Origin of the sequence: Brucella sp. IR068 (genome assembly GCF_049065885.1) — a bacterium.
Lineage (GTDB): Bacteria > Pseudomonadota > Alphaproteobacteria > Rhizobiales > Rhizobiaceae > Brucella > Brucella intermedia.
This window is the reverse complement of the sequence record NZ_JBAKHE010000001.1, coordinates 498,853-516,217: the sequence shown is the minus strand read 5'-3', so window position 1 is coordinate 516,217 and position 17,365 is coordinate 498,853. Positions and strand designations below refer to the sequence as shown.

Sequence of the window (17,365 nt, the reverse complement as noted above, 5' to 3'; positions counted from 1 at the left end):
TCGCCGATTGATCCAGCAAGCAGGCGGAAGTAATGAGCGAACAGCGTGTCCCCCATCTTGTCGTTGTCGGCGCCGGTTTTGGCGGATTGCAATTGATCCACGATCTCAAAAACGTCAATGTGCGGATTACATTGATTGATCAGCGTAACCATCATCTTTTCCAGCCGCTTTTATATCAGGTTGCGACAACCATCCTCGCCACATCCGAAATTGCCTGGCCGATCCGCCAGCTGTTTCGCGACCGCACTGAAGTGACCACACTGCTGGGTACAGTTACCGACGTGGATACGGAACGCCGGCAGGTGCAGCTCGAAAACGGCACAGAAATTTCATACGATATGCTCGTCCTCGCCACGGGCGCACGCCATGCTTATTTTGGCAACGATCAGTGGGAAGCGCTGGCGCCTGGACTGAAGGCGCTTGAGGATGCAACAACTATTCGCCGCCGTCTGCTCCTCGCCTTCGAGCGCGCTGAACGCGAAACCGATGAAGCAAAACGGAAGGCGCTGCTGACATTTGCCATCGTTGGCGGCGGGCCGACTGGCGTGGAGCTCGCAGGCATTATTGCAGAGCTCGCCAAGCAAACCATATGGCCTGAATTTCGCAATATCGACACGCGGCAAACGCGCGTAATGCTGCTCGAAGCGGGTCCGCGCATTTTGGCAGCCTTTCCGGAAGATCTGTCCGACTATGCATTGAGAGCACTGGAAAAACTGGGCGTGGAAGTACGGCTCGGGATTCCGGTGAAGGACATAACAGCCGAGGGCGTTACAGTCGGCGAAGAGTTCATTCCGTGCCGCACGGCGATCTGGGCTGCTGGCGTTGCGGCTTCCCCTGCCGCAACGTGGCTGGGCGCGGAGAGCGACCGTGCCGGACGCGTCAAGGTTCTATCAAACCTCAATGTTCCCGGGCATGAAGATATCTTCGTCATCGGGGATACGGCCTGGGTTGAGGGACCGGACGGGAAGCCGGTTCCGGGCATAGCGCCTGCCGCCAAACAGCAAGGTGCCTACGTTGCCACGGTCATAAAAAGCCGCATCGAAGGACAAACGCCGCCAATGCCGTTCCGTTACAAGCATCAGGGCAATCTCGCCACCATTGGCAGAGGCGCTGCTGTGGTCGATATGGGGCGCTTCAAGCTGAAAGGCATCATCGCCTGGTGGTTCTGGGGTATTGCGCACATCTTCTTCCTGATTGGAACACGAAGCCGTGCCGCTGTCGCGTGGAGCTGGCTGTGGACTTATATTTCCGGCCAGCATAGCGCGCGGTTGATCACCCAAGGCAAATCTGTCGAACGATGAATACGAAACGGCCCGCCAGAAGCGGGCCGTTTCCTTTCAAGTCGTCACTATTATTCAGCGGGTTCCAGCTGCGGAATAACATCCGTGATGAGAGGCGCACCGTTCATCGCTGCGGCGAGCTTGTCCGTGTCGAGTTCAATTTCCCAACGCGCCACCACAATGGTCGCCACCGCATTGCCGACAAGATTTGTCAGTGCCCGGCATTCGGACATGAAGCGATCGATACCGAGGATTAGAGCCATGCCCGCAACCGGAACGGCCGGAACGACAGACAGTGTCGCCGCCAGTGTAATAAACCCGGCGCCTGTAATGCCCGCCGCCCCCTTGGAGCTCAGCATCGCCACCAGCAAAAGCAGAATCTGATCGCTCAACGACAGCGGGATGTCCGTCGCCTGTGCGATGAAGAGCGCGGCCAACGTCATGTAGATATTGGTGCCATCCAGATTGAACGAGTAGCCGGTCGGAATGACCAGCCCCACCACCGAACGCTTGCAGCCGGCCTTTTCCATCTTGTCCATCAGCGCTGGGAGGGCCGCTTCCGACGAAGACGTGCCCAGAACCAGAAGCAGTTCTTCCTTGATGTAGCGGATGAGCGCGAGGATCGAGAAGCCATTGTAGCGGGCGACCGCTCCAAGAACGACAAGCACGAACAGCAGGGAAGTAAGATAGAACGTGCCGATCAACAGTGCGAGATTGGCAATCGAACCGATACCATATTTACCGATGGTGAACGCCATGGCACCAAATGCGCCAATCGGGGCTGCCTTCATCAGGATTGCAACCAGCTTGAAAACCGGTGCAGTCAAGACATGAAGAAAATCGGTAACGGGCTTGCCCTTATCGCCGACCAAAGCCAGCGCGATACCGAACAGGACGGAGAAGAACAGCACCTGCAGGATGTCGCCCTCAGCGAATGCGCCGACAATTGTCGTTGGAATTATGTTGCTCAGGAAACCAGTGATGGTCTGTTCGTGTGCCTTGGCGGCATAATTGGCAACGGCTTTCGGATCGAGCGAAGCCGGGTCGATATGCATTCCTGCGCCCGGCTGCACGACATTGGCGACGATAAGCCCGACGATCAGGGCCAGTGTCGAGAATGTCAGGAAGTAGATCATCGCCTTACCGGCAACGCGACCTACCTTCTTCATGTCGGTCATACCGGCGATGCCGGTTGCAACGGTCAGAAAGATGACCGGAGCGATAATCATTTTGACGAGCTTGATGAACGCATCGCCAAGCGGCTTCAGCTGCGTTCCCAGTTCGGGGTAAAAATGACCAAGGAGAATACCGGCAGCAATAGCCACCAACACCTGTACATAAAGGTGCTTGTAAAAGGGAATAGGACCACGCGGCGAAGCCGCGGCGCCTGTCGGTACTGCAATCATGACGTCCTCCGTTCGGCCCAGCCTGGAACTCGTTCCAACCTCCCGAGCCATTCAGTCTCAAGTTTCAGCGATCAGAACCGCTGCTGAGTTGTTTCATTGCAATCTCCGTGCCAGTCTACGACTCTAGGTCTAAGTTATTGTTTTTAAATATTTTAATATGTCTTACGGTGACGGGCCTCGATAAAAAGTGCGATTATCCGCACATTTCTATTTCTCCCATGTCTGAAATATTGCACAATAAAGTGATGAGCCCGCACCCTTCCACCATGGACATTCTAACCCTGCCCACAAACGCCAGCCGTCGCCCATGGGCGCTGTTTGGTTTGTTTTGGGCGGTGGTTTTTGCACTCGCTTTCTGGATCGTCGGCGACCTGGCGCGAGACAAGGCCATGCTGGCATTGAGCGAGCAGGCCCGGATCGATGCCAACCTCAATACGGCATTGTTGCGCGCAGTGCTCGACAAGCAGCGCGCTTTGCCTCTGGTGCTGTCAAAGGACCGGGCACTGGAAACTGCACTGCAGGACAAGACGCCCACGACGATCACTCCCCTGAACGAAAAACTGGAGACGCTCGCGCGCGGCACGCAGGCAGCGGTCATCTATCTTGTCGGTATGGATGGCGTCGCCATTGCTGCAAGTAACTGGCGCGAACCGGACAGCTTCGTCGGCAACGATTACAAATTTCGCCCCTATTTTCACAACGCGCTGAGAAACGGAGATGCCGAATATTTCGCACTCGGCAATGTCAGCAATCGCCCTGGCCTCTACATATCGCGCCGCATTGATGGCCCGAACGGTCCACTTGGCGTGATCGTCGTGAAACTCGAATTCGACCGTCTCGAAAGCGACTGGAACAGTGCCGGCCGTCCAACCTTCGTAACGGACGAACGCAACATAGTGCTGATTACGAGCCTGCCGTCGTGGCGATTCATGACTATCGGGTCAATCGGTCAGGAACAGATCCAGTCAATCCGCGATAGCCTGCAGTTTGGAGACGCACCGTTGGCACCCTTGCCGCTTTCGGTGACTTCATTTGATAGCGGGGACTCTTTGTTGATCGACGCCCTGCTCCCGGGCAACGCCCGCAATACCGACTTTCTTGCAATCCGCTCTGCCGTGCCCTCCACTTCCTGGCAAATGTACAGTCTCGCACCAATTCGTCCGCAAATTCCTGCTGCCGTCCGAGAAGCACGGCTGTTCGCCTTTATCGTTCTGACAGCGATCGCGAGCTTTGCAGGACTTCTCCTGCGGCGCAAACAGAAGCTCGCGGCCCGCATTGCCGATGCCCGACGCACACGGATGGAACTTGAAGAGCGGGTGGAAGAACGCACCCGCGACCTCAGCCTGGCGCGGGACAGGCTGCAAGCGGAGATCAGTGATCATCGCCGCACCGAAACGATGCTGCAGGGCGTGCAGCAGGATCTTGTTCATGCCAATCGTCTCGCCATCATGGGTCAGGTCGCAGCAGGCGTGGCGCATGAAATCAACCAACCGGTTGCAACCATCCGCGCTTATGCAGACAACGCAAGAACCTTCATTGAACGCAAGAGACTTTCGGAGGCAGCCGACAATCTCAACGAAATCGCGGCGCTGACAGATCGAATCGGCACGATCACAGGTGATTTGAAAGCGCTTGCGAGAAAAGGACGTTCTCCCTCCGAGCCAACCTCGCTAAGCAAGGTTATTTCGGGAGCCCTGGTATTGTTGCGCAGCCGTTTTTCCGGACGGATGGACCAACTCGACGTCGTGTTACCACCGCCCGAACTACGCGTCATCGGGCATTCCATCAGGCTCGAACAGGTTTTCATAAACCTGTTTCAGAATGCACTGGAAGCAGTTGATGCAAAAGAAAATGATGGTCGGATAGAAGTCCGAACCCATGTGGAGAATGACAAGGTCATCATCACCGTCTCCGATAACGGACCAGGCATGCCACAGCATATTCGCGACAATCTGTTTTCGCCCTTCAATACATCGAAGGAAAAGGGACTCGGCCTTGGTCTTGTGATCGTCAAGGAAATCGTCACCGATTATGGCGGGACGATTTCTGCCGAAAGCGGCCCCGCCGGCACGTCTTTCCGCATCGAATTGAGAAAAGCATGATGGATAAATCACCCTCCGTTATTCTGGTCGATGATGACAGGGCGCTGCGGCGCGCCACCCGGCAGACGCTCGAGCTTGCCGGTTTCGATGTTGCAGATTTTCCGAACGCTCTGGATGCCTTGAACAGTGTTACATCTGCTTATGACGGCGTCGTCGTCACGGATGTGAGAATGCCGCAAATCGATGGCCTTCAGCTCTTTGCACGGATCAAAGCGGTTGACGCCGAACTGCCCGTCATCCTGATCACCGGTCATGGTGATATCCCGATGGCCGTGCAGGCCATTCAGGACGGCGCTTATGATTTCATCGCCAAGCCGTTTGCAGCCGACAGGCTCGTGCACAGCATCCGCCGCGCCTGGGAAACGCGCCGACTGGTCCTCGAAAACCGCGCTTTACGCGAAGCCGCGCAGAATGCGGAGGGCGATCTGCCGTTGATTGGCCAGACGCCCGCAATGGAAAACCTGCGTCGTACCTTGCGGGATATAGCCGATACCGATGTGGATGTGCTCGTAGCTGGCGAAACCGGCAGCGGCAAGGAAGTGGTTGCACAATTGCTGCACAATTGGAGCCGTCGCCGCAAGGGCAATTTCGTGGCTCTCAACTGCGGTGCCTTGCCCGAAACGGTGATCGAAAGCGAATTATTCGGTCACGAGGCAGGCGCTTTCACCGGAGCGCAGAAAAAGCGGCTTGGGCGGATTGAACATGCAAGTGGCGGCACGCTGTTTCTGGATGAAATAGAAAGCATGCCGGCTGCGACACAGGTGAAACTGCTGCGCGTGCTCGAGATGCGGGAGATCACCCCGCTCGGTACGAACGAGGTGCGCCCGGTCGATCTTCGCGTCGTGGCGGCCGCAAAGATCGATCTTGCGGACCCTGCACAGAGAGGCGACTTCCGAGAAGACCTGTATTACAGGCTGAACGTCGTCACCCTTTCCATTCCGCCGCTGAGAGAAAGACGTGAGGACATTCCGTTGCTTTTCGCGCATTTCCTGTCGCGGGCTGCAAAGCGCTTCAATCGCGACGTGCCCGCAATCGAAGCCCCTACGAACCGCTATCTTATGAGTCACGACTGGCCGGGAAATGTCCGCGAGCTCGCCCATTTTGCCGACCGTGTGGCGCTTGGGGTTGAGAAAGCGGTTCATTCGACAACGCTCACGAGCAGCAATCAGGAGCCGCTTCCCAAACGGCTGGAGCGCTATGAGGAAACGATAATTCGCGAAACACTTGCCGCGCATAATGGCAATGTTCAGGAAACGATTGAAGCCCTCGGTATTCCAAGGAAGACCTTTTACGATAAGATGCAGCGCCATGGCATCAATCGTGCGGACTACCGCAGCAACGGCGATTGAGGTTGATCTGTAGCGATATGGGAGGACCATGATGTCGCTGAAACTCTACCTGCATCCCTTCTCGTCTTATTGCCAGAAGGCCATAACAGCTTTCTATGAAAAGGACATAGCCTTCGAAGCAAGAATGCTCGACGGCACCGAACCGGTTGCCAGCGAGTTCGCCGCGCTCTGGCCTTTTGGCAAGTTTCCAATCCTGACGGACAATGGAAAGCTGGTCTTTGAAGCAACTGGAATAATCGAATATCTCGAAGCTGCCTATCCCCATTCCCGACGTCTGATCCCGTCCGATCCACTTGCAAGCGCTGATGTACGCATGTGGGATCGCTTCTTCGATAACTATGTAAACTACCCACAACAGCGTCTTGTCTATATTGCGCTTGGCCGCGAACATGATGATGGCGGCGACCGCTGGCGAGCGATGCTCGATACAGCCTATGCGTTTTTGGATCGGCACATGGCTGGGCGCGAGTGGGCTTCCGGCGATGAGTTCAGTCTGGCTGATTGCGCTGCGGCTCCCTCCCTGCTCTACGCAGATTGGACTTATGCCATTGCCGAAGAGTTCACCAATGTGTGGGCCTATCGCAAACGTCTGCTTGCACGCCCCAGCTATGCCCGCGCTCTGGACGAAGCACGACCATTCCGGCATCTGTTCCCGCTCGGAGCGCCAGAAGAAGGCCGGGATTGAAACGTGTTTGGTGAGGCAGACTACATAGACTGCATGAACGCATGCAATACCACAGCCTGATTATGCTCTTCGTCTTTCGCACCATATAACAGCGTCAGACGACCGCCTTTCTCGCCAGCTTTGGCCATTAGCTCTTTCAGCACGGGCTTTTTGCGTTCAAGCTCTTCGCGATACTTCTTCTGAAAATCGCTCCATTTTGCCGGATCGTGGCAGAACCATTTGCGAAGTTCGGCTGACGGAGCAATATCCTTGGCCCACAGATCTATATCGGCTTTTTCCTTCGTCATGCCCCGCGGCCAAACTCGATCCACGAGGACACGGTAGCCATCCTCCGGTGAAGGAGCATCGTAAATGCGCTTCAAATCGATCGTCGTCACGGCAACTGCTCCCCTTTGCAAAACCGAAAATATGGCCGTCGGAGAGGTTTCGGCAAGTCCACCCCGAACAAAAGAAAAGGCCGCTGCAAATCGGACATCTCATGTCCGACAGGCAACGGCCTTTGGTGGCAAGAACCGACTGCGAGGGAGCCGCCGGTTATCGCACGAAACGGAAAACTTAGTTCTTCTTGGCCGGAGCGGCCTTCTTGTGCGACTTCTTCGCGGTGTGATGCTTCTTGTGAGCCTTAGCCTTCTTCGCATGATGCTTGGCAACAGTCGTGTGCGTTGCAGCAGCCGGAGCAGCGTTAGCAGCGCTTGCCGTCAGCACAGGAGCGGACAGGCCCAGAACAGCGGCCACACCAAGAGCAGAAATAAGAGACTTCTTCATTTTCCGGTTCCTCAATTGGGTTTTCCGTTCGGGGTCTTCCCCGCTGGAGGTAAAGCACTTTCCTGTCCGCCCGTATCGGCCATGTCAGGTTTGATCCCTAGAAGCTTGAGGGCCTCGGCATAGGCTCGCAAGCCTTGAGCCTCTCTTCTGCTTGCGCAGAATTTCATCCCCCGCTTCTGCAAGGTCTCTGCCTGACGGGCCTGCCGTGTTTCGGCACGACCGGAAAGCGCGGTTTGCAGTTGATGCTGAAGCCTGTCACACCGTTCGCTACGTGTTACGAGTTGCGCTGCCATTGCTCCGTTGGGAAGCGGGAAGGACAGCAGACCCGCAAGACAAAGTGTTGAAAGAAACGCTTTCGTTGCTGTTTTCGATATGAAAACCGACTTGAACATACGAATTCAATCTTTCATTGGACTTCAGTTTCTTCAGCGAAACCGTTATGACACGCCTTGTTTGCCCTTGTTTTTCGCATCTGTTGCAATTTGTTTCTGGATTGTAGCGCTATCCAATTGCCGGTTGAAAACCATTGCCGAAGGCTTTTTATCGTCGCAATCCCGGCGCTACTATCTCGTAACCTTAGGCTATTACGGATACTTCAAATTGAAAGAAGACGCCCACGTTCTGATTGTCGATGACGATAAGGACATACGTGACCTTCTGCATGAATTTCTCAAACGGCGCGGCATGCGCGTTTCAATCGCCCATGACGGCGAAGAAATGCATGATGTGATGAGCCGGACGGCAGTCGACCTGATTATTCTCGACGTCATGCTTCCCGGAAAAAGCGGCATTGAAATCTGCCAGGATATCCGTCGTCATTCGCGGGTGCCGATCATCATGCTTACGGCAATTGCCGATGCTGCCGACAAGATACTGGGCCTGGAAATCGGCGCCGACGATTATCTGGCCAAACCGTTCGATCCGCGCGAATTGCTGGCCCGTATCCGTGCTGTACTCCGGCGCCTGGAAAACAACCGGGCGCCCAGCCGTCCCGTCACTCATAGCTACCGCTTTGCTGGCTGGACCCTCGATTGCGCGCGAAGGAGACTTACGTCCCCATCCGACGTGCGCGTGGAACTTACCACGGCGGAGTTCAATCTCCTCGAAGCCTTCGTCAAAAGTTCGCAGCACATCCTTAGTCGTGATCAACTGATGGAAATGGCCGGAAATCAGGCGGTATACGGCTATGACCGCAGCGTTGATATCCTGATCAGCCGGCTGAGGCGCAAACTGAACGACGATTCTCGCTCTCCCAAATTGATCCTCACCATTCGCGGTGGCGGCTATCAGTTTGGCCATGAGGTCGAGGTGGAATGAGGTTCCCTTTTCCGCGTTCTCTACCGAGCTGGCTTCTCACGATACTGATCAGCGGCCTTCTGATTACCCAGATAGCAACGCTCTGGATCGTTTCGCAGGACCGGAAGGAAGCCAACTATGCGCTTGAACTTTTTCGTCTCAGCGAAAGGGCGACATCACTCGTCAAGCTCTTGAACACGACGCCGGTCAGCGACTGGAACAGCCTTGCCTCCCGCCTGGCAAGCTCAGGTCAGGGCCTCACCATCACAGCGCAACCCGATGTGCCAACCGTGCTGGCGAGTGAAGAAGATCTTGCGGAACTGGAAGATGTCCTTGTCGCGCGTCTGGCGCGCTACGGTGTCATCGATGCCCGCATTCGGCGGGACAAGCTTGCCCACGGCCCGCACGCCACCGTCGTGCCGACCGCTGACAGCAGTGATATTGGTGATGTCGAAAAGCAGATCAATGATCTTGCCGCAACGGCAAATCTGGGCGCCAGCCTGACGACATCCCTGCAGTTTGGCGATGGGCGCTGGATCAATTTTAGCACCCGCATCACCCCGGCTGATCCAATCATCACGACCGAAACCATTCCACTTTTCGCGCTTGTGGCGCTCAGCGTGGTTCTTGTCGCAATATGGGCAACGCGGCGCCTGACCGCACCTTACCGTGTGCTGGAACATGCCGTCCACCGCATCGGAGGCGACTTGAAAAGCTCTCCGCTGCCCGAAGACGGCAGCAGGGAATACAAGGCAGCCGCGCGAGCAGTGAATACGATGCAATCGAAGCTTCTCGATTATGTGGCAGAACGCGAGCAACTTGCAGCCGCCCTTGCACACGACCTCCGCACGCCGCTCACCCGTATCCGGCTTCGCCTGGCGCTGGTTGAAGATGAAGCCCTCGCAAAGTCGCTGGCCAAGGATCTGAGCGATATCGAGGCTATTTCACGTTCCGTGATCGACTTTGCCACGTCAGAACTAGCGAATGAAGAGAAGGAGAAAGTCGATCTCTGGTCGCTTCTCCTTTCCATTGCGGACAACTATCCGGACGCAACTCTGGATGAAAGAAACTCGGACATGCTGGACGCCATAGCTTACTGCCAGCCAGTCTCAGTCCAGCGCAGCATCACGAACCTCATTGACAACGCCATTGCCTATGGCGGCAAAGCGAAACTGTCGCTGCGCCAGGAAAATAACGAGCTTGTGCTCCGGGTCAAGGACAATGGGCCCGGCATTCCGGCAGACCAGATCGAGGAAATGTTCAAACCTTTCAACCGTGTGGAAAAGTCCCGAAATCGGGACTCTGGCGGTTTCGGCCTCGGCTTAACTATCGCCCGCAACGTAGCGCGTGCCAATGCAGGCGATATTCTCCTGAAAAACAATCCGTCGGGCGGATTGATCGCTGAACTGCACTTGCCCGTCTGGCGGGCGTAGCCCCGAGGACTGACCTCGGGGGCAATCACTCATGCAAAGACGGTGTCGACAGCCTTTTTCGTAGCTGCAACAATCTTGTCCGCTTCCTCAGGCGTAAGGCAAAGTGGCGGCGCGAAGCCCAGAATATCGCCTTCTGGCATGGCTCGCCCGATAACACCGTTAGCCAGGAGCGCCGTCGAAACTTGTGCACCGATTTTGAGCGACGGATCGAAAAAACTGCGGTCGTCACGATCTTCGACAAACTCGATCGCCGCCATGAGGCCCTCGCCGCGAATTTCCCCGACATGGCGATGATCACCAAGAGCATCCGCCAATGCCTTGCGGAAATAGGCGCCTGTGGAACCGGCATTTCCGACCAGCTTCAGTTCGTCGATGAGTTTGAGGTTGGCCACGCCTGCCGCTGCACAGATGGGATGGGCCGAATAAGTCCATCCATGGCCGATCGGTCCCATCTTGTCCGATCCCTGAACCAGCACCTGCCACATACGGTCCGATACAATCGAGCCGGAAAGCGGTGCATAGGCCGAGGTCAATCCCTTGGCGATGGTGATCAGGTCGGGCTTCATGCCGTAATGATCGGACCCGAACATGCTGCCCAAACGGCCGAAACCGGTGACCACTTCATCAGCAACAAGCAGAATATCATAGCGATCAAGAACCGCCTGGATCTTCTGCCAATAGCCAGACGGGGGCGGAACGATGCCGCCGGTACCAAGAACAGGTTCACCGATAAAGGCTGCGATTGTATCCAGGCCTTCTGCAAGGATCATTTCCTCGAGCTTGTCGGCGCAATGTTGCGAGAACTGCTCTTCGCTCATAGAGCGATCCGCCCGGCGAAAATAATAGGGTGACTCCGTGTGCAGGACAGGCGCGCGCGGCAGATCGAATGCGTTATGGAACGTCGCAAGCCCGGTCATGCTGCCGGTCATTACGCCGGAGCCGTGATATCCGCGCCAACGAGAAATGATCTTCTTCTTCTCGGGGCGTCCGAGAATATTGTTGTAGTACCAGATGAGCTTGATGTTGGTTTCATTCGCATCCGAGCCGGAAAGGCCGAAGTAAACACGGCTCATATGTTCGGGTGCGCGGTCGATGATCATCTTGGCGAGCGTGATGGACACTTCGGTGCCATGGCCGACATAAGCATGATAATAGGCAAGTTTGCGCGCCTGCTCTGCAATCGCATCCGCGATTTCCGTGCGACCATAACCAACATTAACGCAATAAAGACCCGCGAAAGCGTCGAGGCTCTTTCGACCGTTCACATCGGCAATATAGACGCCCTCGCCGCCCTCCAGCACGCGCGTTGGTGTTTCACCCCGGGCATGCATGCCCATGTGGGTGGAGGGATGAAAGAAATGATCCCGGTCCCAGGCGGTGAGTTCATTGCTATTGTTCAACATGGGTATGTTCCTTTCCTGACGCCACGCTTTCACGCGGCGGTATCGATGCAGAGATATTTGAGTTCGGTAAAGGCTTCGATGCCCTGATGGGAGCCTTCACGGCCAAGCCCCGATTGCTTCCAGCCACCGAATGGGATCGGTGCGCCGGTGATCTTCGCGCGGTTGATGGCCACCATTCCATATTCGAGGACACGGCCCATCCGGAGTTGTCGTGCGCCGTTTGCAGTCACGACATAGGCAACAAGACCATATTGCGTGGCATTGGCACGAGCGACAACTTCATCCTCGTCGTCAAAAGCCGTGACGGCGGCGACCGGCCCGAATGTCTCCTCCCGCATGATTGCAGCGTCGTCCGGCACATCAACCAGCAAAGTCGGCTCGAAGAAAAGCCCGGCTTCTCCAAGCCGGTTGCCCCCGGTGACTATTCTGGCGCCCCGCTGCTTGGCATCGAGCACTTGCTCTTCGACCTTGGCGACCGCGCGACTATGCATCAGAGGGCCTATATCCGATGCCGGATCAAGCCCGTTGCCGACTTTCAGGGCGGCGATGCGCGTAGCAAACGCTTCGGTGAAAGATTTCAGAATACCGCGTTGGACGAAGATACGGTTTGCAGCAAGGCAATCCTGACCGGACGTTGCAAACTTGGCAGCCATCGCCACATCGACGGCCCGTTCAACATCAGCATCATCGAAAATGATCAAGGGTGCGTGACCGCCAAGCTCCATGACGAGCCGCTTCATCGTGTTAGCGCTCTTGGTAGCAATCAACTTGCCGATTTCGGTTGAACCGGTGAAGCTCAGTCCCCGCACCCGCTCATCGCGGCATAAAACATCGACGATAGGCGCAGCCTTACCTGTTACCACATTGAATATGCCTGCTGGCATTCCCGCGCGCTCGGCCAGTTCCGCCAGAGCAAGTGCGGAGAGCGGTGTTTCTGAAGACGGATGCACGACAACTGGGCAACCTGCTGCAATCGCTGCAGCAGCCTTACGGGTAATCATGGCATGCGGAAAATTCCAAGGGGTAACAAGCGCGACGACCCCAAGCGCTTCGCGACGTACGAGCATCTCGGCATTCTGGAGATGGCTTGCTATGGTTTCACCATTAAGCCGCTTCGCTTCCTCGGCAAACCATTCGATGAACGATGCGCCGTAGTCGATCTCGCCGCGCGATTCCGCCAGTGGCTTGCCCTGCTCCAGCGTCATCAGCAATGCGAGGTCTTCACGATGTGTCGTGACCAACTCGAACCAACGCCGCAAAACTGCTGATCGTTCCTGAGGCAGTTTATCCCGCCAGGACGGAAAGGCCTTTACAGCGGCATCAATCGCAAGTGCAGTCTCGGCTTCGCCGAGGCTTGTCACACGGGCAAGCCGCTGACCGGTTGCAGGATCGAGAACAGAAAAGGTTTCAGCCTTCTCTCCTGCTACCCAGCGCCCCTCAACATAGCCCAGTTCACGAAAAAGATGTTTATCGCGGAGCGTGCCAAGCCCGTCATGTCGTATCGGATGATCCAGAACGGCGTTCATTGTTCTTCTCCCAATTCAGGAAGAAGTCTGTCACAGAATAGTTCTGGATTCAGACCAAACCGATCTCCACGAACATGCGAAATGGACTAACTTTAAGAGCCAGACAGTCTGTTTGGGCTAGTCCGCGGCTTCCTTGAACAGCGACAAAGGCGCACTTGTCTTCTCGTCCTTGACCAACTTGGTTACGATATAGGTGAAGTAGCGTTCTATACCGATATTCTGGTCCAGAAGACGGTCAATCAGCCGCTGATAGCCATCAATGTCGCGCGCCACGATCATAAGAAAATAGTCCACCCCACCGCCAACCGACCAGCACGACACGATTTCGGGTACAGCTGTGACGGCTCTCTCGAACCGGTCGAAATCGCTTTGGCGATGATTGCCCAGCGTAATCTGGACTATGACATGGGCAATAGGGGCTATTTTTCGATAGGCGATGCGCGCGTGATAGCCGGTCACAACGCCCGCTTCTTCCAGCTTGCGCAGCCGCAGCCAGCAAGGTGTCGCCGAAAGCCCGACCTTCTCCGCCAAAGCAAGCTTGGTGATCCGCGCATTCTCCTGAACGGCTCGGAGAATACGCAAATCGACGGCGTCGAGCTTCAAGGCGGCTTTCATTCTTTTGATCCAGCATCTGCAAACACTTCTGTTTTCATTGGCACGCCCCCGCGCCGCTGACAAGGCTCCCGCACATAAAAGTCGTTACAGATCATGATTGTAATGATCCAATATAATTATTGACATGATCCGAATGGTCTTTCACACATAGAGCCAAGAACAAAAAATCAGACATATGGGGAACGAGGATGCGGACATACGGTTTCGCACGCGGTGTATCATTGCGCCTTTTGTCCGCTCGTCCATCGCAGCGTTTGACGGAGTTCAACACTGCATTCCCTGTCGTCGTGACGCTATGAGAGGCAGCGCCGTGCCACGAGTGACGAATGAAACGATTGACCTTGAGGATATCGAAGCAGCGCGTGACAGGTTGAAAAGCCTCGTCGCGAAAACGCCGCTGACGCGCTCCGAGCATCTGAGCGAACTCACCGGAACCTCGGTTTATCTCAAACTGGAAAATCGACAGACGACAGGCAGCTTCAAACTGCGTGGTGCGACCAACGCTGTCCTTTGTCTGTCGTCCGATGATCGCAGACGTGGACTTGTGACGGCGTCGACCGGCAATCACGGACGTGCCCTTGCGCACGCTGCTTCCGAACAGGGATTGATCGCGACCGTTTGCCTCTCCTCGCTGGTGCCGCGCAACAAGGTCGATGCAATCCGCGATCTTGGTGCAGATGTGCGTATTGTCGGAAAATCGCAGGATGACGCCATGGAAGAGGTGGCGCGACTGGCTAACGAAGAAGGAATGAACGTCATTCCGCCCTTTGATGATCCGCGCATTATTGCCGGACAGGGCACAGTCGGCCTGGAACTCCTTGATGAGCAGCCGGACATTGGGACTGTTATCGTTCCTCTTTCAGGCGGAGGGCTCGCGGCAGGCATCGCCGCAGCTGTGAAAGCCCGTCGACCTCATTGCTGTATCATCGGCGTTTCCATGTCTCGTGGCGCAGCCATGGATGCCAGCCTCAAAGCTGGCAGGCCGGTCAATGTCGAGGAGCTGAAGACGCTTGCAGATTCATTGGGCGGCGGTATCGGGCTCGACAATCATTGGACTTTTAAGATGTGCCGCTCGCTATTGGACGAAGTGGTCCTGCTCGATGAAGAGGAGATTGCAGCAGGAGTCCGACATGCCGCGACGCGGGAAGGCGAAATCGTCGAAGGTGCTGCGGCAGTCGGCATTGGCGCCTTGTTGAGTGGCAAGATCAAGCCAACGGGGCCGACCGTCGTCATTATCTCTGGCGGCAACATCGATCCTGAACAGCACCGCGCAATCGTGGAAGACCGCTATCGGAGGGCCGGCTGATGGCTGAAATGAGAATTCTCACCGAAGCTGATTTAAGGCAGATCATTACCCTCGACATGGCAAGCGTGGCGTGTGTGGAAAATGCTTTTCAGGCACTCGCCGGAGGCGGTGTCAACATGCCGCCAATACTTCGACTGGACATCCCCGCCCAACGTGGCGAAGTTGACGTGAAAACAGCTTACATTCCCGGGCTTGACAGTTTTGCCATCAAAGTGAGTCCCGGTTTCTTCAACAATCCTTCCATCGGCCTGCCTTCTACCAACGGGCTGATGATCCAGTTCTCGGCGAAGACCGGGCTTGTCGAGGCGCTGTTGCTGGATAATGGCTATCTGACCGATGTGCGTACTGCGGCAGCCGGTGCTGTTGCTGCAAAACACCTGGCACGGGAAGGCGCCCGTGTCGCTGCGATCTTCGGTGCGGGCATGCAGGCAGGAATGCAGCTTGAAGCACTGACACTCGTGCGCCCGATCTCCGAGGCGCGAATCTGGGCACGCAACTTCGACAGCGCACAAAAAGCAGCGCGAACCTTTTCAGAAAAGTTCGCGATACCGGTGACAGCAATCGCTGACGCACGACACGCCTGCGAGGGCGCGGATATTATTGTGACGACAACGCCATCCGAAACGCCGCTTATAAACGCCGAATGGCTTGTGTCCGGCCAGCACATCACCGCAATGGGTTCGGACGCCGAACACAAGAACGAGATCGATCCCGCGCTGTTCCGGCGACCGATCACCTATGTTGCCGACAGTCTCGCCCAAACGCGCAGGCTTGGCGAATTGCATCATGCGATTTCGGCGGGAATTATCGCGGCGGATACGATTTTTCCAGAACTCGGCCAGATCGCGCTCAATGCCTCTACCTTCCAACGAAAGGCAGAGGACATAACCTTTTGCGACCTCACCGGAACGGGCGTTCAGGACACGGCCATCGCTCGTCTTGCGACAGAGCGCGCCAGCCTGCGCGATGCAGGCACGAAAATCGATTCAACCAAAACTGCAGGAGCCAGTCGATGAGTGTGGAACTCAACTTCACCCGCGCGGAATACGATCAGCGGATAGCAAAAACCCGTCGCGCAATGGAGAAGGCAGGCTTCGATGTCATCATCGTCACCGATCCATCCAATATGCATTGGCTGACCGGCTATGACGGCTGGTCCTTTTACGTGCATCAATGCGCTGTGCTTTCGATGGAGGGGGAACCGATCTGGTACGGTCGCGGTCAGGATGGAAATGGCGCGAAACGCACCGCGTGGATCAGCCATGACAACATCATCGGCTACCCCGATCATTACGTGCAGTCGCTCGAGCGGCATCCCATGGATCTTCTGGCATCAATATTGGAGAAAAAAGGTTGGGGCAGCAAGACCATTGCCGTTGAGCTGGACAATTACTGGTACACGGCTGCGGCCCATCACGCTTTGCAGAAACATCTCCCGAATGCCCGCTTCAGGGATGCGCAAGGACTGGTGAACTGGCAGCGCGCCGTCAAAAGTCCGGCAGAAATCGACTATATGCGCAAGGCCGGCCGGATTGTTGAAGCCATGCATCGGCGTATCGTCGATAAGATCGAGCCGGGCATGCGAAAATGCGATCTGGTTGCTGAAATCTATGACGCAGGCACACGCGGCGTTGAGGGTTTTGGCGGCGATTATCCAGCCATCGTGCCTCTGCTGCCTTCCGGGCCCGACGCCTCCGCACCGCATCTGACATGGAACGATCTGCCTATGAAGACCGGTGAAGGCACCTTCTTCGAGATCGCCGGTTGCTACAAGCGGTATCACTGCCCTCTGTCGCGCACCGTGTTTCTGGGCAAGCCGACGCAGGCTTTTCTTGATGCCGAGAAGGCCACGCTCGAAGGCATGGAGGCAGGACTCGCGGCTGCTCGACCCGGCAATACCTGCGAAGATATAGCCAACGGCTTCTTCGCCGTGCTCAAGAAATACGGAATTATCAAGGACAACCGCACCGGCTACTCCATCGGCTTGTCCTATCCGCCGGATTGGGGCGAACGCACAATGAGCCTGCGTCCCGGCGACCGCACCGAGTTGCAGCCGGGCATGACCTTTCATTTCATGACGGGCCTTTGGCTGGAAACGATGGGGCTGGAGATCACCGAGAGCATCGTTATCACTGAAACCGGCGTGGAATGTCTTTCGAATGTACCGCGCAAGCTCGTGGTCAAGGATTAGGACGTTGC

Annotated in this window: 16 protein-coding genes; 9 read left to right on the top strand and 7 right to left on the bottom strand. The window is 56.1% G+C overall.

Annotation, left to right across the window (positions count from 1 at the left end; translation table 11 throughout):
* Positions 1-32 precede the first annotated feature (32 nt).
* On the top strand, positions 33-1,301 hold the full coding sequence (locus ACOWVS_RS02370; protein ID WP_021585631.1) for an NAD(P)/FAD-dependent oxidoreductase: 1,269 nt from the start codon (positions 33-35) through the stop codon (positions 1,299-1,301).
* A gap of 50 nt (positions 1,302-1,351) precedes the next feature.
* On the opposite strand, the gene ACOWVS_RS02365 is transcribed toward ACOWVS_RS02370, so the two are convergent.
* Complete coding sequence (locus tag ACOWVS_RS02365; RefSeq protein ID WP_075041457.1) at positions 1,352-2,686, bottom strand: dicarboxylate/amino acid:cation symporter; 1,335 nt, start codon at positions 2,684-2,686, stop codon at positions 1,352-1,354.
* Positions 2,687-2,952: 266 nt separating this feature from the next.
* Between ACOWVS_RS02365 and ACOWVS_RS02360 the strand changes: the two genes are divergently transcribed.
* The 3 genes from ACOWVS_RS02360 to ACOWVS_RS02350 are packed head-to-tail and all read left to right on the top strand — an operon-like array spanning position 2,953 to position 6,822.
* Positions 2,953-4,788: an ATP-binding protein gene (locus ACOWVS_RS02360; RefSeq protein ID WP_052018819.1), complete on the top strand. Its 1,836-nt coding sequence runs from the start codon at positions 2,953-2,955 to the stop codon at positions 4,786-4,788.
* Positions 4,788-6,137 carry a sigma-54-dependent transcriptional regulator gene (locus ACOWVS_RS02355; RefSeq protein WP_031346214.1) on the top strand — a complete coding sequence of 450 codons (1,350 nt, stop codon included), beginning with the start codon at positions 4,788-4,790 and terminating at the stop codon, positions 6,135-6,137. The genes ACOWVS_RS02360 and ACOWVS_RS02355 overlap by 1 nt, the downstream gene beginning before the upstream one ends.
* Positions 6,138-6,168: 31 nt before the next feature.
* On the top strand, positions 6,169-6,822 hold the full coding sequence (locus ACOWVS_RS02350) for a glutathione S-transferase family protein (RefSeq protein ID WP_025091995.1): 654 nt from the start codon (positions 6,169-6,171) through the stop codon (positions 6,820-6,822).
* Between the two features lie 20 nt (positions 6,823-6,842).
* On the opposite strand, the gene ACOWVS_RS02345 is transcribed toward ACOWVS_RS02350, so the two are convergent.
* The 3 genes from ACOWVS_RS02345 to ACOWVS_RS02335 all read right to left on the bottom strand — a co-directional run bounded on the left by ACOWVS_RS02345 (position 6,843) and on the right by ACOWVS_RS02335 (position 7,979).
* Positions 6,843-7,199: a DUF488 domain-containing protein gene (locus ACOWVS_RS02345; RefSeq protein WP_021585636.1), complete on the bottom strand. Its 357-nt coding sequence runs from the start codon at positions 7,197-7,199 to the stop codon at positions 6,843-6,845.
* Between the two features lie 178 nt (positions 7,200-7,377).
* On the bottom strand, positions 7,378-7,587 hold the full coding sequence (locus ACOWVS_RS02340; protein ID WP_021585637.1) for a hypothetical protein: 210 nt from the start codon (positions 7,585-7,587) through the stop codon (positions 7,378-7,380).
* Positions 7,588-7,598: 11 nt separating this feature from the next.
* Positions 7,599-7,979, bottom strand: a complete 381-nt coding sequence (locus tag ACOWVS_RS02335; RefSeq protein ID WP_021585638.1) for a hypothetical protein — start codon at positions 7,977-7,979, stop codon at positions 7,599-7,601.
* Positions 7,980-8,187: 208 nt separating this feature from the next.
* Here ACOWVS_RS02335 and ACOWVS_RS02330 point away from each other — a divergent pair, with 208 nt between their 5' ends.
* Together ACOWVS_RS02330 and ACOWVS_RS02325 are read left to right on the top strand one after the other, a co-directional pair.
* Positions 8,188-8,904, top strand: coding sequence for a response regulator (locus ACOWVS_RS02330; protein ID WP_021585639.1), 717 nt, complete (start codon positions 8,188-8,190; stop codon positions 8,902-8,904).
* A complete protein-coding gene (locus ACOWVS_RS02325; protein ID WP_075041458.1) occupies positions 8,901-10,316 on the top strand; it encodes an ATP-binding protein in 1,416 nt (471 codons plus the stop codon). The genes ACOWVS_RS02330 and ACOWVS_RS02325 overlap by 4 nt, the downstream gene beginning before the upstream one ends.
* Before the next feature lie 29 nt (positions 10,317-10,345).
* Here the strand turns inward: ACOWVS_RS02325 and ACOWVS_RS02320 are convergent, their stop codons facing one another.
* The 3 genes from ACOWVS_RS02320 to ACOWVS_RS02310 form a co-directional block, all read right to left on the bottom strand.
* The gene (locus tag ACOWVS_RS02320; protein ID WP_075041459.1) at positions 10,346-11,719 is read right to left on the bottom strand and encodes an aspartate aminotransferase family protein; all 1,374 of its coding nucleotides are present in this window, start codon (positions 11,717-11,719) and stop codon (positions 10,346-10,348) included.
* Between the two features lie 29 nt (positions 11,720-11,748).
* A complete protein-coding gene (locus tag ACOWVS_RS02315) occupies positions 11,749-13,245 on the bottom strand; it encodes an NAD-dependent succinate-semialdehyde dehydrogenase (RefSeq protein ID WP_075041460.1) in 1,497 nt (498 codons plus the stop codon).
* Positions 13,246-13,362: 117 nt separating this feature from the next.
* Positions 13,363-13,860, bottom strand: a complete 498-nt coding sequence (locus ACOWVS_RS02310; RefSeq protein WP_021585643.1) for an Lrp/AsnC family transcriptional regulator — start codon at positions 13,858-13,860, stop codon at positions 13,363-13,365.
* A 295-nt stretch (positions 13,861-14,155) separates the two neighbouring features.
* On the opposite strand from ACOWVS_RS02310, the gene eutB reads away from it, so the two are divergent.
* The 3 genes from eutB to doeA are packed head-to-tail and all read left to right on the top strand — an operon-like array spanning position 14,156 to position 17,357.
* Entirely contained in the window at positions 14,156-15,166 is a 1,011-nt protein-coding gene (eutB, locus tag ACOWVS_RS02305; protein WP_075041461.1) for a hydroxyectoine utilization dehydratase EutB, read from the top strand.
* On the top strand, positions 15,166-16,182 hold the full coding sequence (locus ACOWVS_RS02300; protein ID WP_075041462.1) for a cyclodeaminase: 1,017 nt from the start codon (positions 15,166-15,168) through the stop codon (positions 16,180-16,182). The genes eutB and ACOWVS_RS02300 overlap by 1 nt, the downstream gene beginning before the upstream one ends.
* The gene (gene doeA / locus ACOWVS_RS02295; protein WP_075041463.1) at positions 16,179-17,357 is read left to right on the top strand and encodes an ectoine hydrolase DoeA; all 1,179 of its coding nucleotides are present in this window, start codon (positions 16,179-16,181) and stop codon (positions 17,355-17,357) included. Before ACOWVS_RS02300 ends, doeA begins: the two co-directional genes overlap by 4 nt.
* Positions 17,358-17,365 lie beyond the last annotated feature (8 nt).